The sequence below is a fragment of the Arthrobacter sp. NPDC058288 genome (assembly GCF_042880995.1).
GTDB lineage: Bacteria > Actinomycetota > Actinomycetes > Actinomycetales > Micrococcaceae > Arthrobacter.
In genome coordinates, this window is sequence record NZ_JBHVYH010000001.1 from 1532929 (window position 1) to 1556605 (window position 23677).

24 protein-coding genes are annotated in these 23677 nt (G+C 65.5%); 10 read left to right on the forward strand and 14 right to left on the reverse strand.

What is annotated here, in order from left to right:
• Window positions 1-8: 8 nt before the first annotated feature.
• From ACFVWT_RS07330 to ACFVWT_RS07340, 3 genes are all read right to left on the reverse strand, one after another.
• Window positions 9-860 (reverse strand): transglutaminase N-terminal domain-containing protein, encoded by an 852-nt coding sequence (locus tag ACFVWT_RS07330; RefSeq protein WP_390246545.1) that lies wholly within the window; start codon window positions 858-860, stop codon window positions 9-11.
• Window positions 857-1783, reverse strand: a complete 927-nt coding sequence (locus ACFVWT_RS07335; RefSeq protein ID WP_011691978.1) for an alpha-E domain-containing protein — start codon at window positions 1781-1783, stop codon at window positions 857-859. The genes ACFVWT_RS07330 and ACFVWT_RS07335 overlap by 4 nt, the downstream gene beginning before the upstream one ends.
• An 81-nt stretch (window positions 1784-1864) precedes the next feature.
• Window positions 1865-3421 carry a circularly permuted type 2 ATP-grasp protein gene (locus tag ACFVWT_RS07340; RefSeq protein ID WP_390247115.1) on the reverse strand — a complete coding sequence of 519 codons (1557 nt, stop codon included), beginning with the start codon at window positions 3419-3421 and terminating at the stop codon, window positions 1865-1867.
• A 120-nt stretch (window positions 3422-3541) separates the two neighbouring features.
• Between ACFVWT_RS07340 and ACFVWT_RS07345 the strand changes: the two genes are divergently transcribed.
• Both ACFVWT_RS07345 and pepN read left to right on the forward strand, forming a co-directional pair.
• Entirely contained in the window at window positions 3542-4651 is a 1110-nt protein-coding gene (locus ACFVWT_RS07345) for a YeiH family protein (protein ID WP_390247117.1), read from the forward strand.
• A 49-nt stretch (window positions 4652-4700) separates the two neighbouring features.
• Window positions 4701-7325 carry an aminopeptidase N gene (gene pepN, locus ACFVWT_RS07350; protein ID WP_390246547.1) on the forward strand — a complete coding sequence of 875 codons (2625 nt, stop codon included), beginning with the start codon at window positions 4701-4703 and terminating at the stop codon, window positions 7323-7325.
• Between the two features lie 47 nt (window positions 7326-7372).
• Here the strand turns inward: pepN and ACFVWT_RS07355 are convergent, their stop codons facing one another.
• From ACFVWT_RS07355 to ACFVWT_RS07375, 5 genes are all read right to left on the reverse strand, one after another.
• Window positions 7373-8482 (reverse strand): biotin/lipoate A/B protein ligase family protein, encoded by a 1110-nt coding sequence (locus tag ACFVWT_RS07355; protein WP_390246549.1) that lies wholly within the window; start codon window positions 8480-8482, stop codon window positions 7373-7375.
• 91 nt (window positions 8483-8573) lie between these two features.
• A complete protein-coding gene (locus ACFVWT_RS07360) occupies window positions 8574-8831 on the reverse strand; it encodes a type B 50S ribosomal protein L31 (protein WP_028267311.1) in 258 nt (85 codons plus the stop codon).
• Window positions 8832-9007: 176 nt separating this feature from the next.
• The gene (locus ACFVWT_RS07365) at window positions 9008-9817 is read right to left on the reverse strand and encodes a TrmH family RNA methyltransferase (RefSeq protein ID WP_390246551.1); all 810 of its coding nucleotides are present in this window, start codon (window positions 9815-9817) and stop codon (window positions 9008-9010) included.
• Between the two features lie 32 nt (window positions 9818-9849).
• A complete protein-coding gene (locus ACFVWT_RS07370; protein ID WP_390246553.1) occupies window positions 9850-10635 on the reverse strand; it encodes a sulfite exporter TauE/SafE family protein in 786 nt (261 codons plus the stop codon).
• Window positions 10636-10653: 18 nt separating this feature from the next.
• Window positions 10654-11439 carry an ABC transporter ATP-binding protein gene (locus ACFVWT_RS07375; protein ID WP_390246555.1) on the reverse strand — a complete coding sequence of 262 codons (786 nt, stop codon included), beginning with the start codon at window positions 11437-11439 and terminating at the stop codon, window positions 10654-10656.
• Between the two features lie 135 nt (window positions 11440-11574).
• Here ACFVWT_RS07375 and serB point away from each other — a divergent pair, with 135 nt between their 5' ends.
• Window positions 11575-12468 carry a phosphoserine phosphatase SerB gene (gene serB / locus ACFVWT_RS07380; RefSeq protein ID WP_390246557.1) on the forward strand — a complete coding sequence of 298 codons (894 nt, stop codon included), beginning with the start codon at window positions 11575-11577 and terminating at the stop codon, window positions 12466-12468.
• 118 nt (window positions 12469-12586) lie between these two features.
• Here serB and ACFVWT_RS07385 read toward each other — a convergent pair whose 3' ends face one another.
• The 3 genes from ACFVWT_RS07385 to fabG form a co-directional block, all read right to left on the reverse strand.
• Entirely contained in the window at window positions 12587-13348 is a 762-nt protein-coding gene (locus ACFVWT_RS07385; RefSeq protein ID WP_390246559.1) for an SDR family oxidoreductase, read from the reverse strand.
• Between the two features lie 152 nt (window positions 13349-13500).
• Window positions 13501-13920, reverse strand: coding sequence for an Hsp20/alpha crystallin family protein (locus ACFVWT_RS07390; RefSeq protein ID WP_390246561.1), 420 nt, complete (start codon window positions 13918-13920; stop codon window positions 13501-13503).
• Between the two features lie 155 nt (window positions 13921-14075).
• On the reverse strand, window positions 14076-14801 hold the full coding sequence (gene fabG / locus ACFVWT_RS07395) for a 3-oxoacyl-ACP reductase FabG (RefSeq protein ID WP_011691965.1): 726 nt from the start codon (window positions 14799-14801) through the stop codon (window positions 14076-14078).
• A gap of 140 nt (window positions 14802-14941) precedes the next feature.
• Here fabG and ACFVWT_RS07400 point away from each other — a divergent pair, with 140 nt between their 5' ends.
• The 4 genes from ACFVWT_RS07400 to ACFVWT_RS07415 are packed head-to-tail and all read left to right on the forward strand — an operon-like array spanning window position 14942 to window position 16980.
• On the forward strand, window positions 14942-15373 hold the full coding sequence (locus tag ACFVWT_RS07400) for a DUF3099 domain-containing protein (protein ID WP_390246563.1): 432 nt from the start codon (window positions 14942-14944) through the stop codon (window positions 15371-15373).
• Window positions 15370-15630 carry a hypothetical protein gene (locus ACFVWT_RS07405; protein ID WP_390246565.1) on the forward strand — a complete coding sequence of 87 codons (261 nt, stop codon included), beginning with the start codon at window positions 15370-15372 and terminating at the stop codon, window positions 15628-15630. Before ACFVWT_RS07400 ends, ACFVWT_RS07405 begins: the two co-directional genes overlap by 4 nt.
• Entirely contained in the window at window positions 15631-16497 is an 867-nt protein-coding gene (locus ACFVWT_RS07410) for an SURF1 family protein (RefSeq protein ID WP_390246567.1), read from the forward strand. It abuts the gene before it with no gap.
• On the forward strand, window positions 16498-16980 hold the full coding sequence (locus tag ACFVWT_RS07415) for a YbaK/EbsC family protein (protein ID WP_390246569.1): 483 nt from the start codon (window positions 16498-16500) through the stop codon (window positions 16978-16980). It begins immediately after the preceding gene.
• A 56-nt stretch (window positions 16981-17036) separates the two neighbouring features.
• Here ACFVWT_RS07415 and ACFVWT_RS07420 read toward each other — a convergent pair whose 3' ends face one another.
• Entirely contained in the window at window positions 17037-18635 is a 1599-nt protein-coding gene (locus ACFVWT_RS07420; protein WP_043481529.1) for an ABC-F family ATP-binding cassette domain-containing protein, read from the reverse strand.
• A gap of 312 nt (window positions 18636-18947) precedes the next feature.
• Here ACFVWT_RS07420 and ACFVWT_RS07425 point away from each other — a divergent pair, with 312 nt between their 5' ends.
• Genes ACFVWT_RS07425 through ACFVWT_RS07435 form a run of 3 tightly spaced genes read left to right on the forward strand, consistent with a single transcriptional unit; the run spans window position 18948 to window position 21038 of the window.
• Window positions 18948-19637: a biotin transporter BioY gene (locus tag ACFVWT_RS07425; protein ID WP_390246571.1), complete on the forward strand. Its 690-nt coding sequence runs from the start codon at window positions 18948-18950 to the stop codon at window positions 19635-19637.
• A 1-nt stretch (window position 19638) separates the two neighbouring features.
• A complete protein-coding gene (locus ACFVWT_RS07430) occupies window positions 19639-20391 on the forward strand; it encodes an energy-coupling factor ABC transporter ATP-binding protein (protein ID WP_390246573.1) in 753 nt (250 codons plus the stop codon).
• Window positions 20388-21038, forward strand: coding sequence for an energy-coupling factor transporter transmembrane component T family protein (locus ACFVWT_RS07435; RefSeq protein ID WP_390246575.1), 651 nt, complete (start codon window positions 20388-20390; stop codon window positions 21036-21038). The genes ACFVWT_RS07430 and ACFVWT_RS07435 overlap by 4 nt, the downstream gene beginning before the upstream one ends.
• Here ACFVWT_RS07435 and ACFVWT_RS07440 read toward each other — a convergent pair.
• Complete coding sequence (locus tag ACFVWT_RS07440; RefSeq protein ID WP_390246577.1) at window positions 21035-22267, reverse strand: thiolase family protein; 1233 nt, start codon at window positions 22265-22267, stop codon at window positions 21035-21037. The two genes, ACFVWT_RS07435 and ACFVWT_RS07440, sit on opposite strands and share 4 nt — an antisense overlap.
• Entirely contained in the window at window positions 22260-23666 is a 1407-nt protein-coding gene (locus ACFVWT_RS07445; protein WP_390246579.1) for a class I adenylate-forming enzyme family protein, read from the reverse strand. The genes ACFVWT_RS07440 and ACFVWT_RS07445 overlap by 8 nt, the downstream gene beginning before the upstream one ends.
• Between the last annotated feature and the right edge of the window lie 11 nt (window positions 23667-23677).

Here is a 23677-nt window from a genome sequence, read left to right on the forward strand (position 1 = left end):
TCCCCGGCCTAAGCCAGGCGGGTGATTTCCACGCTCACGTTCAACGCGGAACCCCCGCCTCCCGACAGGATGCCCTTAAGCGGCGGCACATCCCGGTAGTCGCGGCCACGTGCCACGGTGACATGGAAGTCGCCGGCGGGTTTGTGGTTGGTCGGATCCCAGCTGCGCCATTCACCGTCCCACCATTCCAGCCACGCGTGCGACTGGCCTGCCACCGTCTCGCCGATGTCCGCCGTCGAACGCGGGTGCAGGTAGCCGGAGACATACCGGGCGGGAATCCCGCAGCTGCGCAGTGCACCGACGGCGAGGTGCGCCAGGTCCTGGCAGACCCCTTGACGCTGGCCCCAGGCCTGCGCCGCGTTGGTGGTGACCCCGGTGGAGCCCTTCATATAGGTCATCTCGCCGCGCATCCATTCGAAGATGGCCATGGCGGACTCGTGAGGATTCCGGCCTTCGACAATCCCCGGAATGATCCCGAGGACTTCGTCCCCCGGACCGCTCAGCCGTGACTGCGGGATCCAGTCGCTGAACTGGTTGAGGGTCTCAGGCGCCTGCAACACGTCCCAGGAAACGATGTCGCCGTCGGCCGGAACGCGCTCAACGCGGTGGACTTCCACCGTGGTGGTGGCCACCACCTCAAGGTACTCATGCGGCATCTGCATATCGAAGGCAGTAACACGCGTGCCCCAGTAGTCGCGGTAGCTGCTGACGGCGGCCTGCGACGGCGCGACCTTCATCGACGATTCCAGCACAACCTGCTGCGGATCCGTCAGCGGGGTCATACGGGCCTCGTTGTACGAGAGCGTGACGCGCTTGTTGTACTTGTAGCCGGTTTTGTGAATGATGCTCAGCCGGGTCATGAAACTTCTCCCACCCAGGCCAGTTCGTCCGCCTGATTGAAGTACTTACGGGAAATGGCGTCGGAGGCCTGCGACACGGCCTTCTGGACGCGCTCCATGTGCTCCGGCAGTTCGGACATGAGGTCGTCCGTGCGGTGGAACTCCAGGAATGTGCGGGCCTGGCCCACAATCCGGCGCGCATCGTTGATGAACCCGACACGCTGTGCGGACGGGTCAAGCTTCGCAAGGCACTCGTCGGCGTCCCGCAGGGCGTAGACGATGGAGCGCGGAAACAGCCGGTCCAGCAGCAGGAATTCCGCGGCATGCTGGTCGCCGAAGGCAGCCCGGCGCGTCCGGAGGAAGGACTCGTAGGCGCCGGCGCAACGGAGCATGTTCACCCAGGACATGCCGGCGGAGAGCACATCGCGGGTGGACAGCATGCGGGCTGTCATGTCGGCGCGCTCCAAGGAGCGCCCCAGGGCGAGGAACAGCCAGCTGTCATCGTGGCTGACGGTGGTGTCCGCCAGCCCGCTCACCATGGCCGTGCGTTCCAGCACCCAGTGGCAGAACCGGTAGGTGCCCACCACGTCCTTGCGGTGCTGGTTCAGGCCGTAGTACGTCGTGTTCAGGCTCTCCCAGAGCCCTGAGGAAACCGTTTCGCGTGCGCGGCGGGCGTTTTCGCGGGCAGCGCCGAGCGAACCGGCAATCGACGTTGCGCTCTGCTTGTCGTACGCCAGGGCGTGCAGCAGCTCCTCGAGGCCGAACTCGTCGCTCTCGGGCCGGGCTCCCATGACAGCCAGGAGTTCCCGGGCAACGTTGTCCCGCTCCTCCGTGGGCAGGTGGTTGAGCCGCTCAAGGTGGACATCCAGGATGCGCGCGGTGCCGTCCGCACGCTCCACATAGCGGCCGATCCAAAATAGGGACTCGGCAATACGGCTAAGCATTTGCGGCTACCTCCTGCGGGTCCGAAATCTGCATGAACATAAACGGGCGAACTAATGCGGGCTGCACCCGCGGGCGGCGGCTCACTGCTGCTGCTCCGTCTGGCGGTCGCGCCAATTGCTTTCGACCGGCCACACTGAAACCCGTTCCCGGACGGTGATGGACGGCCTTGGCACGGCTTCCACCGGAACCTCGGGAGAGTCAGAGAGCACCCAGGTGTCCTTGGAACCGCCACCCTGGCTGGAATTGACGATCAGCGAACCCTCCTTGAGGGCGACGCGGGTCAGCCCGCCGGGAAGCACCCAGACGTCGTCTCCGTCGTTGACGGCGAACGGCCGCAGGTCAACGTGCCGAGGGCCAAACTTATCACCGCTGAGGGTGGGAACCGTAGACAGTTGCAGGACCGGCTGGGCAATCCAGCCCCGGGGATCGGCGATGACGCGCTTGCGCAGCGCTTCGAGTTCCTCCTTGGACGCATCGGGCCCGATGACCAGGCCCTTGCCGCCGGAGCCGTCGACCGGCTTGACCACCAGTTCATCCAGCCTGTCCAGGACGTGCTCGCGCGCCTCCTTCTCCTCCAGCCGGAAGGTGTCCACGTTGGCGATCACGGGCTCTTCGTTGAGGTAGTAGCGGATGAGGTCCGGAACATAGCTGTAAACGAGCTTGTCGTCAGCCACGCCGTTGCCCACGGCGTTGGCGATGGTCACGCCGCCGGCGCGGGCCGCGTTCACCAGGCCGGGGCAGCCCAGCATGGAATCGGCGCGGAACTGCAGCGGATCGAGGAAGTCGTCGTCGATCCGCTTGTAGATGACGTCAACGCGCTGTTCGCCTGCGGTGGTCCGCATGTACACCCTGTTGCCGCGGCAGATCAGGTCACGGCCCTCCACAAGTTCAACGCCCATGAGGCCGGCCAGCAAGGTGTGTTCGAAGTACGCGCTGTTGAACACGCCGGGGGTAAGGACCACTACCGTGGGGTCGTCAACGCCGGAGGGCGCCGTCTTGCGCAGGGCGGAAAGCAACCGGCGCGGGTACTCTTCGACCGGCCGGATGAGCTGCTGGCCGAATGCCTCAGGGAGGCCCTTGGCCATGGCCCGGCGGTTCTCCAGCACGTAGCTGACGCCGGACGGTACACGCACGTTGTCTTCGAGGACGCGGAATGTTCCCGCAGCGTCACGTACGACGTCGATGCCGGAGATGTGGACGCGAACGCCGCCCGCCGGCTCGAAACCGTGGACCTGGCGGTGGAAGTGGGCACTGGTGGTGACGAGCTGGCGCGGAATGACGCCGTCAGCCACCACGGTCATCTTGTCGTACACGTCGTTGAGGAAGGCCTCGAGGGCGCGGACCCGCTGGGCCACCCCCTTCTCCAGGACGGTCCATTCGTCGGCCGGGATCACGCGGGGAACGATATCCAGCGGAAACGGGCGTTCCTCCCCTGCAAAGTCGAAGGTGACACCGCGGTCCAGGAACGTCCTGGCCATTGAATCGGCCCGGGCGGTGACATCGGTGAGGGAAAGCTCGCGGAGAGCCCCGGCGACCTGCCCGTAGGACTTCCTGGCTTCTTGGCCGGGCGTGAACATCTCGTCGTAGGCGCCGGTGCGGCCGGCGGCCTCGGAGTAATCCTGGAATAGGTCAGACATGGTCATTAGCCAACCACCTTTTTGTTTCGAATTCATTACTGATGCCCATTGTGGCGTGTTGGAGCCACCCCCTCCGGTTCGTGTTTTTCCGCACTGTTCCGGCAAAGTATGTGAGTGCCCTTGCCCAGATTCCCCGCCGCCCCTCAGGGACGGATCTCCGCACGGATCCCACCCCTGGCGCCGGGACTGCTCACTGCCGTTCTCGCCGTCGGGGTGGCCTTTACGGTACACGCAATGGCGCCGGTCCTGCCCGCCATGACCGTCGCCGTCGTCCTGGGCCTGCTCGCCGCGAACCTTCCCGGCACGGGAATGTGGGTGGCGGGGCGGGCTCGCGGCGGGCTCGATTTCGCCGGCAAGCACCTGATGAGGGCCGGCATTGTATTCCTGGGGCTAAAAGTCAGCGTGATGGATGTACTGGGCCTCGGCTGGCAGGCGCTGTTGCTGATCACGGGTGTGGTCCTGGCAAGCTTTGCCGGAACGTACGGCATTTCGCGGTCGTTCCGCCTGACCCGCGACGCCTCCCTGCTCATCGCCACCGGCTTCTCAATCTGCGGTGCCTCAGCCATTGGTGCGATGGCGGCTGTCCGCCGGATTCGCCACGTGGACACAGTCCTGCCGGTCGCCCTGGTCACCCTGTGCGGCACACTGGCCATCGGCGTCCTGCCGCTCCTGCTGCATCCGCTGCAACTCACTCCTGAGGTTTTCGGTGCCTGGACGGGCGCATCGGTGCACGACGTCGGCCAGGTAGTGGCAACAGCGCAGACCGCGGGAACCGGTGCCCTGGCTATCGCCGTCGTGGTCAAGCTGACGAGGGTGGTCCTCCTGGCCCCCATCGTGGCAGCAGCGGGCATCCACCAGAGGGCGGCCATCAGCCGCGGAGCGAACGAAGCTGGCCGGAACGGAGCTGAGAGTTCCCGGTCAGCCGGCCCCTTATCCGAAACCGGCGGCGCGGACGTCCGGATGCCGCCGATCGTTCCGCTGTTCGTCATCGGTTTCGTGGCCATGGTGGGTTTTCGGTCCACAGGCTGGCTGTCACCCGGCTGGCTGGAGGCGGCGGCCATCCTGCAGGACGTTCTGCTGGGCATGGCGCTCTTCGGCCTGGGCTCGGCGGTCCGCGTGCAAACCCTGCTCCACACCGGTGCCAGGGCGCTGCTGGCAGCACTCGCGGCTTGGCTTCTTATTGCCGCACTGGGCCTTGGGGCAGCAGTGCTCATCATTCAGCCGCACTGATCGCGCAGCCGCAGGGATGGTCCGGCGCGCACCATGATTCAATAGCTTGGTGTCGAATGAGAACCTGCAACGCGATGAAGCGGCAAACCGCTCAGCCCTGATCACCACCCACAGCTATGACGTGTCCCTCGACGTCCGCCAGGCGCAGGATCCGGAGGTCACGGGTTACACGAGCCGCAGCGTCATCACCTTTTCGGCCCGGGAACCCGGCGCATCCACATTCCTGGACTTCATCAGCAGCGAGGTGCACAGCGTCTTCCTGAACGGCAAGGGTCTTTCCGTCTCCGAGGTGGTGGACGGCTCCCGCATCCGGCTGGACAACCTGCAGGCCGAAAATCAGGTAACCATCACGGGAACAGCCCTGTACAGCACCTCCGGCGAAGGCATGCACCGTTTCTTCGATCCGGCCGACGGGAAGTGCTATCTCTACACCCAGTACGAACCGGCCGACGCCCGAAGGGTGTTCGCAAACTTTGAACAGCCGGACCTCAAAGCTGAGTTCACCTTCCATGTAATGGCTCCATCCGACTGGCAGGTAGCCTCCAACAGCGCCGAGGCCGGTCGCACCAAGCTCACCAGCGACCCCGCAACGAGCCGCTGGGACTTCGAGCCGACGCCGCGGATGTCCACATACATCACCACGGTGCTGGCAGGGCCTTACTTCAAGGCCGAGGACCACTGGAGCGGAAAGCTGGAGGACGGCACCGCACTGGAAGTCCCGCTGGCACTGTACTGCCGCAACTCCATGGCCGGATCCTTCGACACCAGCCACCTCTTCCAGCTCACCAAACAGGGTCTCGGCTTCTTCAACAACCTCTTCGACTATCCGTATCCGTGGGGCAAATATGACCAGGCCTTTGTGCCGGAGTACAACCTCGGCGCCATGGAGAACCCGGGGCTGGTCACCTTCACCGAAAACTACGTTTTCACGTCCCGGGCGGCCGATTCCCAGTACCAGGGCCGTGCCAACACGCTCATGCACGAAATGGCGCACATGTGGTTCGGCGACCTCGTCACCATGCAATGGTGGAACGACCTGTGGCTCAAGGAGTCCTTCGCCGACTACATGGGCACCCTGGGAGTGGACCGGGCCACCGACTGGGACACGGCTTGGGTGAACTTCGCCAACAACCGCAAGGCGTGGGCCTACGTCCAGGACCAGCTGCCCACCACCCATCCGATCGTTGCCGACATTCCCGACCTCGAAGCGGCCAAGCAGAACTTCGACGGCATCACTTACGCCAAGGGTGCGTCCGTACTGAAGCAACTGGTGGCCTACGTCGGCTTTGAAGCATTCATCGCCGGCTCCCGCCGGTACTTCCGGGATCACGAGTACGGCAACACCACGCTTGCTGACCTGTTGGCGCCCCTGGAAGAGGCGTCAGGCCGCGACCTGGCACACTGGGCCCGCCAGTGGCTGCAGACCTCGGGGATCTCCACCGTCTCTGCCGACATCCAAGAGCACGACGGCGTGCTGGGCGTGGTAACCCTCGTCCAGGACGCGGTGGACCCCGCAACGGGACGCCAGGAACTGCGCCCGCACCGGCTCCGCATCGGGCTTTACGATTTCAACGCCGACGGCCTGCTGGTCCGCGCCGACAGCGTCGAAACGGATCTGACCGGCCGGAGCACAGTGGTGCCCGAGCTTGAGGGCAAGCCGGTGCCGGCGCTCCTCCTGGTCAACGACGACGACCTCAGCTATGCGAAGGTGAGGTTTGATCCCCGCTCGGAGGCGACCGCCCGCGCGTCCCTCGGTGCCCTGCAGGATCCGATGGCGCGGGCACTCTGCTGGACGGCCCTCTGGGACGCGGCACGTGACGGCGTGGCGCCGGCGGACCGCTACGTTGCGGCCGTGGAAAGCTTCGGTCCCGCCGAAAAGGGCATAGGTGTACTGCTTAACGTGCTGGGCAACGCCTCAACCGCCATTGAGCGCTATGTCCCCGTGTCCCAACGGGCTGCCGTCCGGAACGGTTTCCTGGAGGTGGCCGCCCGGGAACTGGGCGCGGCCCGGCCCGGGTCGGACCATCAGCTGGCCTGGGCACGGACCCTCGCCACCACAAGCAGGCAGGCAGCCGGACGGCTGGACCTCGTAAGGGGAATCCTGGACGGCACAACCGTGCTCGAAGGCCTTTCCGTCGACCCTGAGCTGCGCTGGAGCCTCTGGCACGCACTGGCGGCCAACGGACAGGCAACAGAGGCTGAGCTGGACGGCGAACTTGCCCGCGACACCACCGCTTCCGGCCGTGCCGGCCATGCCACAGCACTCGCAGCCCGCCCGGACGCCGCCGTCAAAGCCGCTGCCTGGGATGCCGCCGTCAAGGGCACGGAGCTTTCCAATCAGCTGCTCAGCGCCACGATCGCAGGCTTTAACACGGCACCTGACGGCCTTCTGGACCCGTTCGTGGAACCCTACTTCAAGTGCCTGGAGGACGTCTGGGCGGGGCGGAGCATAGAGATCGCCAGCCGGATTATCCGCGGGCTCTACCCGTCAGGACAGAACCTGGACGGAGGCAGCCCCGACACGAATGCAGTGATTGTTCTGACCGACGGCTGGCTTACCGAACATCCGGATGCCCCGCGCGCACTACGCCGCATCATCATTGAGCAGCGGAGCCACCTGCACCGGGCCCTTTCGGCCCAGGCAGCCGCGCCAACACCGTCGGTTGCTCCTTAACTGCTGTTTTCACCGACCAGAAGGGCAGCGGAGCAACCGATTGGTCTCTAAGGCACGCGGTGCAGCCACTCCTCGGTGCCGAACTTGGCCGCCACGCGCTCCTGGGCAGCGGCAAGCTCGGCGTCAGTCAGGACTGATGGCGTGGCCCCGTACCGGCCGCTGAAGACATCCATCATGGCCGCCACGATGTCGGCCCGGGCAAGGCCGGTCTGGCGACGCAGCGGATCCACCCGCTTCTTGGCACTGGCAGTGCCTTTGTCCGAGAGCTTTTCCTTGCCGATCCGCAGCACTTCCACCATTTTGTCGGCGTCGATGTCATAGCTCATGGTGACGTGGTGCAGCATGCCCCCGTTTGCCAGGCGCTTCTGGGCGGCACCGCCGATCTTGCCCTGCTCCGTGGCGATGTCGTTGAGCGGGACGTAGAAAGCGCTGATGCCCAGTTTCTCCAGCGCAGCCATGACCCAGGCGTCCAGGAACGCGTAGGAATCGGCGAAGCTGATGCCGTCCACGAGGGTCTGCGGCAGGTACAGCGAGTAGGTGATGCAGTTGCCCGCTTCCATGAACATGGCTCCCCCGCCGCTGATACGGCGGACTACGCTGATGCCGTGGCGTGCCACGCCCTCCGGATGGACCTCATTGCGGACCGACTGGAAACTGCCGATCACCACAGACGGTTCCTCCCAGTCCCAGAAGCGGAGCGTGGGATTCCGGCGTCCGGCCCCCACTTCCTCGGTGAGAACCTCGTCCAAGGCGACATTGACGTGCGTCGGCAGCACTGACGGGGCAATGACGTTCCAGTGGTGGTCCCCCCAGCCGGTTGCCTTCGCCAGTGCCCGCCGGACGGCAATGGACACCGCATCGGCGGAGAAGCCAAAAAGCACGGCGTCCTCGGGCAGGGCCGCGGTCACGGCCGCGGAGATCTCCTCGGCGGTGGCTGTCTCCGCAAGTCCGGTCAAGGAGCGGTTGATGTCGAGTAGCGCTTCGTCGGGTTCCAGGAAGAAGTCACCGCTGACGGAAACATGCGTGAAGCGCCCGCCTACGACGTCGAAATCCACCACCACAAGCTTGCCGCCGGGAACCTTGTACTCACCATGGCGCCGGCCGCCGTCGTCGTGCGTGCCGTCCGCCGGACTGGTCTCAAAAGGAGGAAATGTCATGCAACCCATCCTGCCCCAACAACGCAAAAGCCCGCATCTTCCAGAAGTTCCGGAAGATGCGGGCTTTCCAATTGACCTTGGGGAGAAGTTGTTACTTCTTGCCGCCGAAGCCCTTGAAGCGAGCGTTGAAGCGCTCGACGCGGCCTGCGGAGTCCATGATGCGCTGCTTGCCCGTGTAGAACGGGTGGGACTCGGAGGAGATTTCGACGTCGATGACCGGGTAGGTGTTTCCGTCTTCCCACTCGATGGTCTTCTTGGAAGACACGGTGGATTTGGTCAGGAACTTGACGCCGGAAGCCAGGTCGTTGAATACAACAGCTTCGTACTTCGGGTGGATATCAGACTTCATAATGGGACCTTTGTTCGCACAACTGGATTTTGCCAGTTGCCAGGTATGAATGGGATGAGGCCGCAGGACAACAATGAATGCCTCTAGCTTGCAAACACCGGGTGTCCGGACCAACACTCAATCCTAGCCTAAACAGGCTCCCGGCACGAAACGGGCGGGAGCGTGGGCCGGCGGCGTCAGCCCTTCGGGCGCAGTTCCCAGAAGGCGACGGCGGAGGCAGCCGCGACGTTCAGCGAATCGACTCCTGCCCGCATGGGGATCCTGACTGCGAGGTCTACGGCCGAGAGCGTCTCCCGGCTCATGCCTGCTCCCTCCGTGCCCAGCACCAAGGCAAGCTTGTCCAGGTTCCGTGCAGCCAGTTCGTCAACGTCCACGGCGTCGTCGGTAAGCTCCATTGCCGCCACCGTGAAACCCTGTTCCCGAAGCGTGCCAAGGTCACCCGGCCACGACTCCAGGCGCGCCCACGGGACCTGGAACACCGTGCCCATGCTTACGCGCACACTGCGCCGGTACAGGGGGTCGCCGCACCGCGGTGAAACCAGGACGGCGTCCACCCCCAAGGCGGCTGCCGAGCGGAAGATGGCACCGACATTGGTGTGGTCCACGATGTCCTCGAGGACAGCCACCCGACGTGCACCCGCCAGCAATTCGGGCAGAGGTACGGGGGACGGACGGTGCATGGCCGCCATGGCGCCGCGGTGCAGGTGGAATCCGGTGATGTCTTCCAGCAGGGCGGCGCTTCCTACATAGACCGGAACGTCCGGGAACTGGTCGAAGACGTCAGTGAGGTCCTCGAGCCATTTCTCCGCAAGAAAAAACGACCGTGGCTGGTGCCCGGCCGCCAGCGCCCGCCGGAGCACACGTGACGATTCCGCAATGTACATGCCCTCAGCGGGTTCCCGGAGCTTGCGGAGATGCACGTCCGTCAGCCGGGTGTAGTCGGACACGCGCGGGTCGTCAGCGGATTCGAGATAGTGGAAGGTCACAGGAAATCAACTCATCGGGGCGTAGGTGCCGGTCATTTGAACAGGTTGGCGATCATGAAGCCCAAGGCAACGAGGCCGAGCGCAAAGATGACGCCGCGCAGGACCGGCGGTGACAGCCTTCGGCCCACTTTGGATCCGACGACGCCGCCGATCAGGGAGCTTACCGCGATGATTGCGACGACCGCCCAGTTGATGCGTCCGAAAGCGAAGAGCAGATAGGACGCTGCGGCCACAATGTTGACACCCAGCACGAGGATGTTCTTCATGGCATTGGCGTTCTGGATGGTTCCGGTCATGAATACGCCCAGTATCCCCACCAGGAGAATGCCCTGCGCGGCCACGAAATAGCCACCGTAGACGCCTGCCAGGTAGACCAGCACGATCAGGAGCACGCCGTGGCTTCTGTCCCTGATGGCGTGTTCCGGGTTGGATTCGCGGTTCTTTACCCACTGCTGGAGACGGGGCTGGAAGACCACCATCAGCAGGGCGAGCACAATCAGGGCAGGTGCGGCGTAATGGAACACCTTTTCCGGCAGGTGCAGCAGCAGCCAGGCGCCACTGATGCCGCCCAGAAGGGATGCGGGCAACAGCCGGAGCAGCTGCTTGCCCCGCCCCGCAAGTTCCTTCCGGTACCCCCAGGCGCCGGCGGCATTACCCGCCACCAAGCCCATCGCATTGCTGATCGAGGCCGTTACCGGGGCAATGCCCAGGGCAATAAGCACAGGGAATGTGACCAGGGTGCCGGAACCCACAACACTGTTGATGGTTCCCGCCCACAGCCCCGCAAAGAAAATGAAGACGCCGTTGAGTAACTCCACGCTCGGATGACCGCCGGGTTAGCGGCGTGCGGTGGCGGCGTAGCGTCCCGCGTTGACCGTGACGTCGAGGGGCAGCCCGAAGGTCTCACTCAGGTGCTCTGACGTCAGGACCTCTGTGATCGGGCCCGCGGCCACCACCTGGGCGTCCCGCATCAGCATGGCGTGGGTGAAGCCCGGCGGTACCTCCTCCAGGTGGTGCGTCACCAGCACAATGGCCGGCGCGGTTTCGTCGCGTGCCAGTTCGCTGAGGCGGTGGACCAGGTCTTCGCGGCCGCCAAGGTCCAGGCCCGCCGCGGGCTCGTCCAGAAGGAGCAGTTCGGGGTCCGTCATCAGGGCGCGGGCAATTTGGACCCGCTTTCGTTCTCCCTCTGACAGGGACGCGAACGGACGGTTGAGCAGCGGGCCCATCCCCCAGTCGTTCAGGAGCCGGAATGCTCGGCGTTCGTCGTCCTTTTCATAGCCTTCGCGCCAGCGTCCTGTCACTCCGTAGGCGGCTGTGACCACAACGTTGAGGACTTTCTCGTGCTCGGGAATCTGGTTCGCCAGCGCGGCGGAGGACAGGCCGATGCGGGGCCGGAGTTCAAAGACGTCGACAGCCCCCAGCATCTCTTCCAGGATGCCGGCCATGCCGCTTGTGGGGTGGAGCCGCGCCGCCGCAATCTGGAGCAGAGTGGTCTTGCCGGCGCCGTTGGGTCCGAGGATTACCCAGCGTTCACCTTCTTTGACCTGCCAGTCCACTTTGTTGAGGAGCGTTTTGGCCCCGCGGACAACGCTGACGCCAGCCATTTCAAGAACATCACTCATAGGAGTAGACACTAGGACAAAACAGGGTGCGACTGATAACTGATGCACCGCCTGGCCGATCGCCGTCGGCGAAGCTGCACCAGGGGCGATGAAACGAATTCGGGCACCGGGAAAGCGCTGGCTAAGATTGCAGCCATGAGTTCGAACGTGACTGCGGTCAGCTACGGCGTTAAATTGTCCCCTTCGGAACTGGAGCACCTCCGGTCCCTGCTGACCGGATCAGGCGCTTCCTTCTCCGCCGAGTCGCGCACCGGCGACCAGCGATTTGAGGTGTACACGGTGGATTTCACCGTGGAGTCCGGCACGGCTGCCGATATCGCCGCGCTGCGCCATGAGGTGGCCTCTGCCGGCTTCACCGGAATGGACACGGCAATCGTCCCGGCGTCCCTCCGCGAGGCGCCGCGCAAGTTGCTCATCATGGACGTCGATTCCACGCTGATCCAGCAGGAGGTCATTGAGCTCCTGGCCGCCTATGCCGGCAAGAAGGAAGAGGTCACGGCGGTCACCGAGGCGGCCATGCGCGGCGAACTCGATTTCGCCCAAAGCCTGCATGCGCGTGTGGCGGTCCTCGCAGGGCTGCCGGCCGACGTCGTCGAGTCCGTACGGGCCGAGGTGGAACTCAGCCACGGCGCCGCGGACCTCGTGGCTGCTTTCCAGGCGGGCGGCCATGCGGTTGCCGTGGTATCGGGCGGTTTCAACCAGATCCTGCGCCCCATCGCGGAGGATCTCGGCATGAATTATTGGATCGCCAATGAACTGGAGATTGTCGACGGCGTGCTGACAGGCAAAGTCCTTGGCGCGGTGATCGACCGTGCGGCCAAGGAGAAGTACCTCCGTGAGTGGGCTGCCGCCGAGGGCATCCCCATGGAGCACACCATCGCAGTGGGTGACGGTGCCAACGACCTGGACATGCTCAGCGCCGCAGGGATCGGCGTCGCCTTCAACGCCAAGCCAGCGGTGCGCGCAGCCGCTGATGCTGCGGTGAACCTGCCTTACCTCGACGCCGTGCGGCACATCGCGGGGGTCTGAAGCAGGGACGGCGCGCTGGTCATTGGTCGCGGTACCCGTTCGACGAAAACCTTGACGTGACATGAATGAAGGCCGGGCAGATGCCCGGCCTTCATTCATGTTTTCCCGGGCGGCGGTGTCAGCCTGCCTGGCCGGTGCTCTTGCCGAAGTAATCGGCTCCGCCGGCGTACTCGGTGTGGCCGGTTTCGACGTCGGCGGTGACCATCTTGGCGATCTCCGCAGCGAACTCCGCCACTGAATAAAGTTTGCCGGCTTCGGCCCTGCGGGCTTCGATGGCTCCCGGGTTGGACCGGTCAAGCAGCGTGGCGGTGACGGTTCCTTCGATCATGTCCCCGGAAACCACCACGAAGGAAATGCCCTTGTCAGCAAGGTTCGGAATGAGGGCGCGCAGGGCGTCCTCGCCGGCGCGCTTGCTGCGTGCCACCGGTTCGTACTCCGGCATCGTGGGCACGGTATCGATGAAGTGGGCCTGGTGGCTGGTGACGAACACCACGCGGGAGCCTTCGCGCATCAGCGGAACCGCTGCGTTCAGCATGTTGACCTGGGCATCACGGTTCAGCTTCAGGGCATAGCCCTCCTCCATGCCCGATTCCATGCCGCCGGAGGCGTTGAGGACCAGGACGTCAAGTGAACCGAAGTTCTCCATGGCGGCGCTGGCCAGCGCCTGGACACCTTCCTGCGTGGTGAGGTCTGCCCCGACCGCTGCGGCCCGGCCCCCGGCGGCCTCGATTTCAGCCACGACCTTGTTGGCCCGCGGGGCCTTCTGGCGGTAGTTCACGACGACTGCGGCACCTTCGGCCGCGAGGAGCTTGGCGACGTCAGCGCCGATCCCCCTCGACGAACCGGTCACAATGGCAGTCTTGTTGTCCAGCAATCCCATTCGAGCTCCTTTGTTCCAAACGTCCAAAATCTGTGGGTCTGCCATCCATCATGCCAGCGGACCATGAGAATTCAGTTGTTCGACGTCAACAAAGAAGCTGACCCGGGCTAGTTCCGGACGGTCGCCGGTCATTGCCGCCCCGGACTGTCCGCTCAGCCGTGGTCGATCTGGATCTTGCGTGTCCCGGCGGCCTGTGGTGCCTGTTCGGGCGCCGGCGCCCGGACTTCCAGGACGCCGTCCTTGTAGGAGGCCGTCACATCTTCCTCCCGGGCACCCGGGGGCAGCGAGACACTTCGTGCGAACGAGCCGTAACGGAACTCCGAACGGTAGCCGGTCTTGCTCTTGTGCTCGGTCTTTTCTTCGCGCTCCGCTTTGATGTGGAGCATGCCGTCCGCCACCGAGACGTCCACGTCCTTCTCCGGATCGAGGCCGGGCACCTCGGCCCGCACCACGAGCGTGTTTCCGTCCAGGAACTGTTCCACACGGATTGACGGCATTGTCAGGTCTCCGTCGAGGAAACGCCGGATGGGTTCCAGAACGTCCGACGGCGTCCATTTGTTGAGATCGGCCATGACTGCTCCCTAGTGTTGTTTCCTGTGATCTGTGGCCGGTCCGGGTGCGGGTCCGGCCGGTATGCCCATTACACACCCGCCAACGGGGCCTGTAATGGGCAGAAGGTCCCCTTCATGGCCAGGGGTTTGGAACAGGGCAGGGAGTACGGGGAGGCCTAGTGGCCCATGCCCAGGCCACCGTCAACGGGGATGACGGCGCCGGAGATGTAGGACGCTTCATCACTGGAAATCCAGCGCACCACATTCGCCACTTCGGCGGCTTCGGCGAAACGCCCCGCCGGTACTTTGGACAGATAGTCCTTCTGGGTGGCCTCCGGCAATTCCGCCGTCATGTCAGTGTTGATGAAGCCAGGCGCCACCACGTTGGCCGTGATGCCGCGGCCGCCGAGTTCGCGGGTCAGGGAGCGGGCAATGCCCACCAGGCCGGCCTTGGAAGCGGAGTAGTTGATCTGGCCCGGGGCACCGTAGAGCCCTGAAACAGAAGAAATCAGCACAACCCGGCCTTTGCGCATGCGGATCATTCCCTTGGACGCCCGCTTGATGACACGGAAGGCTCCGGTCAGGTTGGTGTCGATGACCGAGGTGAAATCGTCTTCGCTCATGCGCATCAGCAGCGTGTCCTTGGTGATTCCGGCGTTGGCGACCAGCACCTCTACCGGGCCGTGCGCAGCCTCGACAGCCGCGAAGGCGGCGTCCACGGATGCTTCGTCAGTGACGTCGGCCTTGACGCCCATGATTCCCTCCGGGAGCGCAGACTCGCTGCGGTACGTCACGGCAACCTTGTCACCGTTGGCCAGGAACGCCTCTGCGATGGCGAGGCCGATGCCGCGGTTGCCACCGGTGATCAGGACGCTGCGGCCGGTCGATGCTGCTTCAGTCATAGTTTGCTCCGGGATTCTGCGGCATGGGGCACCGCGGTAAGGGGCGGGATTTTTACTGCCTCCGATCTTAGCCTCCGTTTGGGCGGCACTGGCGAGGGTGAGAGAATTGGGTTAAGCCTTGGGAGCGTGATCAAACAGCCGTGACACTTGCAAAACGACCCGGACCTTCGATGTCCGGTCAACCGGACGCCGTCTCCGGTGATGCCCAGGTGCACAGCATCACGGATGCCGCCACCGCCCACTCGGAAGAGATGCGCGTGCGGATGATCAAGTACGCCGTGGCCATGGGCATCCGCATGGTATGCCTAATCCTGGTGTTCGTTGTTGATGGCTGGTTCAAAGTCCTGCCGATTGCCGGGGCGGTGTTTCTTCCGTGGATTGCCGTGGTCATCGCCAACGGCAGCGACAAAGCTGAGATCCACAGCAATTACCTGCTGGACGCCGCACCGCTCGCAGAGCTGGAAGCACCGGAATCGCCGGCTGCCGTCGCGGACGAAGGGCCCACGGTTCTCCAGGGCGAACTCATCGAGGACGAAGACGATAACGACGGCCAGGAACGGGCAGCTTCATGAACATTTTTGACCTGGCCGGCGGCGACGCCGGGCCTGCGGAAACTCCTGCACCGATGTGCTCTCGCAAGGCCTGCCGGGCGGGGGCAACCTGGCAACTGCTGTGGAACAACCCGAAGATCCACACACCCGAACGCCGCAAGACCTGGCTGGCCTGCGATGACCACCGGCTGTGGCTCGAAGACTACCTCCAGACCCGGGGCCTCTGGAAAGAGACCCTGCCGCTGGATCTTGCCGCTGTCCCAGGCAGGGACAGCTGAATGTACCGCTTCCTCTTCTCCAGCAAATGGCTGGGTTATCTCTTGTTGGCCGCGATCTTCGCCACTGCCTGCGTGTTCCTTGGCCGCTGGCAGATGGACCGCAGGGCAGAAACCCTGGCGGAGATCAACCGGGTCACGTCCAACTACTCGGCAACGCCCCTGCCCTTCGAAGCCGTGGAAACGCAGTTCTCCCGGCTGGATGCCGACAAGGAATGGACCCAGGTGGAGCTGAAGGGCCGCTACGACGTCAGCGGCCAGCGCGTGGTGCGTAACCGGCCCCTCAACGGCCAGCCCGGCTACGAAGTGGTGGTCCCCTTAAAACTCACCACAGGGCAGACGGTTATCGTGGACCGGGGCTGGCTACCGATCGGAAACAACACCCCCGGCCGGCCTGATTCCGTGCCGGAACCGCCTGCGGGCGAAGTCACCGTCGTAGTGCGCCTGAAACCAGGCGAGCCGGAACTTCAGCGCGGCGCCCCCGACGGCCAGCTTGCCTCCATCGATCTCCCGGCCTACGCCGCCCAGCTTGGGTACCCCGTGCTGACCGGCGCTTACGGGCAGCTTGCTTCGGAAACGCCGGCCGCTGCCAGCATGCCTTACCCGTTCCCGAAACCTTCCGTTGAAGAAGGAACACACCTGTCCTATTCGCTGCAGTGGTTTGCTTTCGGCGTCTTGATGTTTATTGGCTTCGGCTACGCGGCGCGGCAGCAGGCGCGCAATGCGGAAATTGATGCCCAGGACGCCGCCGAGGACGGCACGCCCGAGTACGCCATGGCGGCGAACCGGCGCCGTCCGGCTCCCCGGAAGCGCAGGAATCCGACGGCGGAGGAAGAGGAAGACGCCATCCTGGATGCCCAGGGGTACTGAGTGACGGGCCCTGGAGGCATCCCGGCACCGGTTGCCAACGTCAAGCGCGTCCTCGCCGCCCTTGGCGCCGAGGACACCGTTCTGGTGTTCGACTCCAAAGTCCCGACCGCGGCTGCCGCGGCTGCGACGCTGGGCTGTGAGGTAGCGGCCATCACCAACAGCCTGGTGTTCGACGTCGCGGGAGTTCCCCTGCTGATCCTGGCCAGCGGCGGGGCCAAGGTGGACACTGCGCTGGTGGCAGCCCGGCTGGGAACAGGCAAGATCCGCCGGGCCTCCCCCGGTTTCGTCCTCGAGCACACAGGCCAGGAAGTGGGCGGAGTAGCCCCGGTAGGCCACCCGGAAAAGATAAGAACACTGCTGGACGAGTCCCTCAAAGCCCACAACCTCCTGTGGGCCGGAGCCGGAGACCACCACTCGATGTTCAGCATCACCTACGAGGACCTTCACAGGATCACGGGCGCAGAAGAGATGCCGGTCCGCTAGCACGCGGCAAGATCGAGCAGGGTTCGGAGCGAAGGTGACCCGAACAGCGAGCAGCCTTATGCCAGCGTGATCAGGTCCAGGTAGTCTTCGTTCCAGTGGTCTTCGACGCCGTCGGGCAGCAGGACAACGCGCTCCGGGTTGAGTGCTTCGACGGCACCTTCATCGTGGCTCACCAGGACGACAGCACCGGTGTAGTTGCGGAGGGCGCCCAGGATCTCGGAGCGGCTGGCCGGGTCGAGGTTGTTGGTGGGCTCATCGAGAAGCAGCACGTTAGCGCTCGAGGCCACGATGGTGGCCAGGGCAAGCCGGGTCTTCTCGCCGCCGGAGAGCACACCGGCGGGCTTGTCGACGTCGTCGCCGGAGAACAGGAACGAACCCAGGATGCCGCGCACCTCGGAGTCGTTCATGTCCGGTGCTGACGAGCGCATGTTCTGCAGGACGGTACGGTCGACGTCGAGCGTCTCGTGTTCCTGGGCGTAGTAGCCCACCTTCAGCCCGTGGCCGGCGATCACTTCGCCGGTGTCAGGCTTGTCGACGCCTGCCAGCATCCGCAGCAGGGTGGTTTTGCCGGCGCCGTTCAGGCCCAGGATGACCACCTTGGAGCCGCGGTCGATGGCCAGGTCCACGTCCGTGAAGATTTCCAGCGAGCCGTAGGACTTGCTAAGGCCGTCCGCGGTGAGCGGGGTCTTGCCGCAAGGCGAGGGATCCGGGAAGCGCAGGGCTGCCACGCGGTCGTTTTCGCGCACGGCCTCCAGCCCGCTGAGCAGGCGTTCGGCGCGTTTGGCCATGTTCTGCGCGGCGACGGCCTTGGTGGCCTTCGCCCGCATCTTGTTGGCCTGGTCGAACAGGACCTGGGCTTTCTTTTCAGCGTTGGCGCGTTCCCGCTTGCGGGCACGTTCGTCGGTTTCACGCTGCTGGAGGTAGCGCTTCCAGTCCATGTTGTAAAAGTCGATCTGGGCGCGGTTGGCGTCCAGCAGGAAGACTTTGTTGACGGTGGCTTCGAGCAGTTCCGTATCGTGGCTGATCACGATCAGACCGCCCTGATGGTTCTTCAGGAAGTCGCGCAGCCAGGCGATGGAGTCGGCGTCGAGGTGGTTGGTTGGCTCATCGAGGAGCATGGTCTCGGCATCCGAGTAAAGGATGCGGGCGAGTTCCACGCGGCGGCGCTGGCCGCCGGAGAGCGTTTTGAGGGGCTGGTTCAGCAGGCGGTCCGGAAGTGCGAGGTTCGAGCAGATCGCGGCGGCCTCGGCTTCGGCGGCGTAACCGCCGGCCGCCAGGAACTCGGATTCAAGCCGGTCGTAGCGGTTCATCGCCTTGCGCTGGACGGCGGCGTCCTCGCTGGCCATTTCTTCGTGGGCCAGGCGGAGCTTGCCGACGGCGATGTCCAGGCCGCGGACGGACAGAATCCGGTCGCGCGCGAGCTGTTCCATGTCCGGCGTGCGGGGGTCCTGGGGAAGGTAGCCGATCTCACCGCTGCGGGTGACCTTTCCGGCAGCCGGCAGTCCCTCGCCGGCAAGAACCCGGGTCAGAGTGGTTTTACCTGCACCGTTACGGCCGACCAGGCCGATCTTGTCTCCCTTGTCGATCCGGAAGCTCACCTGGTCCATGAGGAGGCGGGCGCCGGCGCGCAGTTCGAGATCCTGGACGGTAATCAATGCAGCTAAGGCCTTTCACAACAGGGAACGCCGCGGCACAACGGATGGAGTCTGGGCGGGGCCGGGGCAGGGTGGCCGAGAGAACGGCCTCTACCAGTCTACCGGCACAGCTCGTTCCGGATGACCTCGACTGCAGTCGCCCGCAGGCATCCGTTGGCCACCTCGTCCAGAGCGGGCGCGTTCCGTTAGTGGATCCCCTACAAAATAGGCCCGGCGCGGGAGACGTATCGTCGGAAATGACGGGAATCGGCCGCAGGCGTGCGGCCTCCCCTCCCCGTTGCTTTGCACTTGCACTCACTGACAGGACCTCCCATGACCAAGACTGACAACACCGTCACCGGCCAGGCTGCAGCCGGCCGCCACCCAGGGGGCACATCGGCCCGGAACGGCTGGAATGCCACGGATCTCGGCCTCATCGCCGTCTTTGCCGCCCTCGTGGCCGGCTCAGCGCTCATCGCGGCCATTCCGGTGGGCGGACTTGGCGTCCCGATCACCCTGCAGACCCTCGCCGTGATGCTTACCGGACTGGCGCTGGGCCCCGGACGGGCGTCCGCCGCCGTCGGGCTGTACACCCTGCTGGGGCTGGCAGGCCTGCCGATCTTCAGCGGCGGACGCAGCGGGCTGGGGATCCTGGCCAGTCCCTCTGCCGGCTACATCATCGCGTTCCCCCTGGCAGCCCTGACCGTCGGCTGGCTGACCACCATCGTGCTGCGCCGCACCACAAAATACCGCGGGCTGTTCCTCTTCGCTGCGGCCATGGCCACAAGCATCGTGGTTGTCCATGGCCTGGGCGTGCTGGGCATGATGGTCAACGGGAAGCTGGACCTTTCGAAGGCGTTCGTCCTTGACCTTGCCTACTACCCCGGCGACATCATCAAGAACGTGCTGGCCGTCACCATCGCACTCGCCCTGCACAAGGCGTTCCCGGACCTCCTGATCCGTCGCCCCGGCGTCCGTAACCCCGGGACGGTCACGGACCCAAAGGGCGGAGCCAGTAACTAGCATGGGCAGAATCCTGCTGGACGGAGTCGACGTCCGCGTGGTGGTGGACGGACGGCCGCAACCCAAGACGCTCCTCGACGGAATCTCGCTGAACCTCACCGAACAGCGGATCGGCGTGATCGGAGCGAACGGATCGGGGAAGTCCACCCTCCTGCGGCTCCTGAACGGACTGGTTGCACCGAGCCACGGAACAGTCACCGTAGACGGTGACGATACGGTCCGGTCCGTGCGTGCAGTCCGCCGAAAGGTCGGTTTCGTGTTCACGGACCCGCTCTCCCAGCTCGTGATGCCCACCGGCCGGGAGGACGTGGAACTCTCGCTGCGGCGTTCCATCCGAAACACGCGGGAGCGCCAGGAAGCTGCCACTGCCATCCTCGCCCGCTTTGGGCTGCTGCCGCTGGCCGACCAAAGCATCTATGAGCTGTCCGGCGGCGAACGGCAGCTGATGGCGCTGGCCGCAGTCCTTGCCGTTGAGCCTGCGGTACTGGTGCTGGATGAGCCGTCCACGCTGCTGGACCTTCGGAACCGCGAGCTTCTCCGTCGCACCATTGCTGGCCTCAGTCAACAAATCGTGATGTCCACCCACGACCTTGAGCTGGTCCGGGACATGGACCGTGTCCTGGTCGTGGACTCCGGACAAGTGGTGTTCGACGGCGGTGCCGACGCCGCCGTCGAACACTACCGGGCGCTGTCCTCAGCAGGCCTCCCGCCGGCGGACACTGCCGCGGCGCCGCGGAAAGCGGAGGCCACGTGAGCGGCCACGGATTCCTGCTGGTCAACTACGTTCCCGGCACATCGCTGGTGCACCGGGCGCCGCTCTGGCTGAAGTTTGTCCTGGTGGTTGGCTGCGGGATGGCCTCTTTCCTGGTGGTGGACTGGTTGGTTGCCGCAGCGGCGCTGTGCCTGATGTCCGGACTGTTCCTGGCCAGCGGCGCCGGGCCGGCACGTCTGTTCAAGGCTGTCCGGCCCATCCTTCCCGTGATGGCGGCCATCGGGTTGTTTCAATGGTGGCAACTGGGCGGCCCGGTCGCGGCGCGGATCGTCCTCAACGTCCTCGTTTGCGTGGTGGCCGCGTCCATATTGACCGCCACCACGCCGATGCAACGGCTACTCGACGGCGTCGTCTCCCTGGCTGTGCCGTTCCGGCGGTTTGGTGCGGATCCCGAACGATTCGCCCTGACCATCGCCATCATGCTCCGCAGCATTCCGTTCATCGCCGGGGCATACTCGGACGTGCGGGATTCCGCCCGGGCACGCGGCCTCGAACGCAACCCGCGCGCCCTGGTCCTGCCGGTCTTCATCACAACGGTGGCCTATGCGCGCCAGACCGGCGATGCCCTCGCCGCCCGCGGCCTGGGCGAACCCGGTACGGCCGACGACGACGATCAGCCGGGCCGCTAAGCGCTGTCCAGCCGTTGGTACCGGAAAAGGGCAGCGGTTCCCATGCCGCCGGCAATGCTGATCATGGCCAGGGCCAGTTGCCCTGCCGGGCCGGCCGCAGACCGCCCATCCCCGCCCGACTGAGCAGCGTTCCGCCGGGCCTGTGCGAGGAGCCTCGTGACCAGGACTGCTCCCGAGGCGCCGTACGCGTGTCCCAGCGCCAGCGCACCGCCGTCGAGGTTTGCGCGTTCCGGGTCGATGCCGAGGGCGTCCAGGCAGGCGAGCGTCTGAGAAGCAAAGGCCTCGTTGAATTCCACCAGGTCAAGGTCGGCCGCATGGATGCCGCGCTCCGCAAGCAGGCGGCCGGCCGCTGCCGCGGCACCCATGCCCAGCACACGCGGGTCCACGCCCGCGGTATCGGTGCCGAGGACAAGGAGCCCGTCCGTTGCGCCCAGCTCCCGCGCACGCTGCAGGGAAGTGACCACGACGGCGGACGCCGCGTCCGCGTCGAAGCATGAGTTCCCGGCGGTGACGGTGCCGCCCTCGGCGAACGCCGGCGGGAACCGCGAGATCAGGGCGGCCGACATCCCGGCCCGCGGACCGTCGTCGGATGCCACGGTCCCGGACTTGGCCTGCAGCGGCACCGTCTCGCCGGCGAAGCGTCCGGCAGCTGCGGCTGCCAGGGCCAGGCGGTGGCTGCGCAGCGCAAACCGGTCCTGCCGGTCGCGGCTGATACCGAAATCGGCCGCTACGTTTTCCGCGGCACTCCCCATGTCCGGATCGCCGAAACTGAGCGGGACGAACTGGGCGCGGCGGAAAAAGGCGGGACTGCCGTCGGCGGACCTGTTCGCACGCAGCGGCGCGGTGCTGATGCTCTCCACGCCGCCCGCGAGGAAGGCGCCGTTGCCTCCGGCTGCGACGAGCCCCGACGCGAGCACAATGGCGTCCAGCCCCGACCCGCACTGCCGGTCCACGGTCACGCCGGGAACGCTGACCGGCAATCCCGCTTCAAGGGCGGCAAGGCGCGCCACGTTCCCCCCTCCCCCGACGGCGTTACCGATCACAACGTCCGAAACAGCGCTTGCCGGCAGTCCGGTATCCGTCAGGAGGCCGCGCAGCACAGGGGCCAGGAGCTTGTGGGCGCGGAGCTCCTTGAAGGCGCCATTGACCCGCCGGACAGGAGTACGCAGGGCTGCAATGACCACCGGCTGCCGGTCCGCCGGCAGCTCTTCCCCGGCGGCCTTAGCCAAGGCGGCGGATCCTGGTGTCCCCGCGTTCGATCCAGTCCAGCAGCAGCTGCCTGCTGACTTTCCCGCGGTCCGTCACCGGCAGTTCCGTGAGGGAAAAATACTGCAGCGGTCTTTTGTCCCGTGGCAGCACATCGTCAAGCCCGGCCTTCAGCTGGGTTGCTGTGATGCCGCCATGGGAAGGGACCACGCCGGCAACCACCCGCTGCCCGCGGACATCGTCGGCCATGCCTGACGCGACGGCGGCAGCAACGCCGGGCACCGACGCGAGGGCGAGTTCCACCTCGTGCGGGTAGACGTTCTTGCCGGAGGTGATGATCATGTCGGCCCGCCGGCCCAGGATATGGAGCTCACCCTCCAGCAGGTAGCCCTGGTCCCCTACGGTGTACCAGCCGTCGAAGCAGCGCAGCGCCTGCCCGTCGTCGCCCCACAGGTAGCCGTTGCTGACCATGCCGCTGCGGACGCAGATGTTGCCGTCCGTTCCGTCGGGAACCCGTTCCCCCGCGTCGTTAAGGATCCGGACCTCGACGCCCGGGAACGGCTTCCCGATGCCCGTACCTCCCGCGTCCAGCGGGGCTCCGGAGCGCAGGCCGGCGCCCGAAACGAAGCTTAGTTCAGAGGCACCGTAGTACTCGAAGATGGTGGCCTTGGGCGCCCAGCGGCGTGCGGCCTCCAGGGTCCGGGCATCCAGCTTGGACCCGGCGCAGATGATGGACGTGACGCCGGAAGCGTCGACGCAGCCGGCCAGACCGCGCTCACTGAGCAGCCGGAGCATGGTGGGGACCAGCACGAGCCGGGTGATGCCGTCATGTGTGATGGCGGCGTGCACGTCGCCGACGTCGAACGATTCCAGGGTGTGGAACTCGGAGCCGGCATACAGGCACTCGGACAGCGCGTACAGGTTGAGGCTCGCTGCCAGCGGCCCGGGGGCGAGGGTCTTGTCCTGCGGCGTCAGTCCGAAAAACTCAATGGATGCGTCGAAAGAGAGCTGCCAGGAACGCCGGGACCTGGTGAACGCCTTCGGCACGGACGTGGTGCCGGAGGTCAGTCCGATCAGGAAAGGGGACTCCGGGGGTCCGTCGCGGAGTTCCAGTGCGGCCGGCCGGCCGGATTGGGCAGTGGCGCCAGCATGCAGCCGGGCCGTGATGTCCGCTTTGAGCTGCGCGGGCCAGGTGGGGTCGAGGACGGCACATTGCCTGGCGCCGGCAACCGCGGCCGCATAGGACACGGCAAAATCCACGGAATTGGGCTCGGCCAGCACGGTTACCGGTCCGGTGTCCCCAGTCCGGGCTGCGGCAGCGTCCCGGAGCGCGCCCCAGCTGAGGTGCCGGCCTGCCACGACGACGGCGGTGTCGTCGGGGCGGTCATCGGCCCAGCGTTGGAGTCTGTTGAGGAAAGGCATCGGACCAACTT

Bases quoted from the DNA above. Each gene is read 5' to 3' on its own strand.
- ACFVWT_RS07445 (WP_390246579.1), bottom strand. From the start codon at position 23,666: ATGCCTTTCCTCAACAGACTCCAACGCTGGGCCGATGACCGCCCCGAC.
- ACFVWT_RS07385 (WP_390246559.1), bottom strand. From the start codon at position 13,348: ATGGGATTGCTGGACAACAAGACTGCCATTGTGACCGGTTCGTCGAGG.
- fabG (WP_011691965.1), bottom strand. From the start codon at position 14,801: ATGACTGAAGCAGCATCGACCGGCCGCAGCGTCCTGATCACCGGTGGC.
- ACFVWT_RS07340 (WP_390247115.1), bottom strand. From the start codon at position 3,421: ATGTCTGACCTATTCCAGGATTACTCCGAGGCCGCCGGCCGCACCGGC.
- ACFVWT_RS07390 (WP_390246561.1), bottom strand. From the start codon at position 13,920: ATGGCCGATCTCAACAAATGGACGCCGTCGGACGTTCTGGAACCCATC.
- ACFVWT_RS07405 (WP_390246565.1), top strand. From the start codon at position 15,370: ATGAACATTTTTGACCTGGCCGGCGGCGACGCCGGGCCTGCGGAAACT.
- ACFVWT_RS07330 (WP_390246545.1), bottom strand. From the start codon at position 860: ATGACCCGGCTGAGCATCATTCACAAAACCGGCTACAAGTACAACAAG.
- ACFVWT_RS07335 (WP_011691978.1), bottom strand. From the start codon at position 1,783: ATGCTTAGCCGTATTGCCGAGTCCCTATTTTGGATCGGCCGCTATGTG.
- serB (WP_390246557.1), top strand. From the start codon at position 11,575: ATGAGTTCGAACGTGACTGCGGTCAGCTACGGCGTTAAATTGTCCCCT.
- ACFVWT_RS07360 (WP_028267311.1), bottom strand. From the start codon at position 8,831: ATGAAGTCTGATATCCACCCGAAGTACGAAGCTGTTGTATTCAACGAC.
- ACFVWT_RS07430 (WP_390246573.1), top strand. From the start codon at position 19,639: ATGGGCAGAATCCTGCTGGACGGAGTCGACGTCCGCGTGGTGGTGGAC.
- ACFVWT_RS07425 (WP_390246571.1), top strand. From the start codon at position 18,948: ATGACCAAGACTGACAACACCGTCACCGGCCAGGCTGCAGCCGGCCGC.
- ACFVWT_RS07410 (WP_390246567.1), top strand. From the start codon at position 15,631: ATGTACCGCTTCCTCTTCTCCAGCAAATGGCTGGGTTATCTCTTGTTG.
- ACFVWT_RS07375 (WP_390246555.1), bottom strand. From the start codon at position 11,439: ATGAGTGATGTTCTTGAAATGGCTGGCGTCAGCGTTGTCCGCGGGGCC.
- ACFVWT_RS07355 (WP_390246549.1), bottom strand. From the start codon at position 8,482: ATGACATTTCCTCCTTTTGAGACCAGTCCGGCGGACGGCACGCACGAC.